The organism is Dellaglioa sp. CoH-56-MRSF-11 (assembly GCF_056782135.1).
In genome coordinates, this window is the sequence record NZ_JBXAYE010000033.1 from 1 (window position 1) to 424 (window position 424).

Below are 424 nucleotides of genomic sequence, written 5' to 3' on the forward strand. Positions count from 1 at the left end.
GGACACAGCAGGAATGTTCCACTTGTAGGTATCGGTCTGACCAGTGGCATTAGCCGTCACGTAGTTAGCGCCGGTCGTATCCGTAGCAGACTGCCAGTTAGGCTCAGCGCCCGATGGCGTCCACTGAGTGAGCGATCCGTTACCTGTGGCGTTCACTGCGTAAATACGACGTGCTGATATAGCAGGCTCAGTTTCAGGAGTCGGCCACACACCCGCGCCAAGGGGCCACGTAGGGTCCGCACCGGATACGCTCTGAATCACCAAGTCGTCGATGAAGTAACTGACGAAGTTCGAGGCAAAGAACTTGAGGCGGTTAGCAATCTGTCCTGTGGTGAAGTTGTCAGCGCTCCACGTCACAGGAATATCTTGCTGAACGGTAGCCCCGTTAACCGTGTACGTTGCGCTCATCACTGCCGATGAAGCT

At 55.7% G+C, this 424-nt stretch carries 1 protein-coding gene; it reads right to left on the reverse strand.

Features of this window, described 5'->3' with window-relative positions; all coding sequences use genetic code 11:
- Window positions 1-424, reverse strand: a 424-nt coding sequence (locus AC1RPT_RS07690) for a hypothetical protein (RefSeq protein ID WP_481762968.1), incomplete at both ends; no start/stop codon positions are given.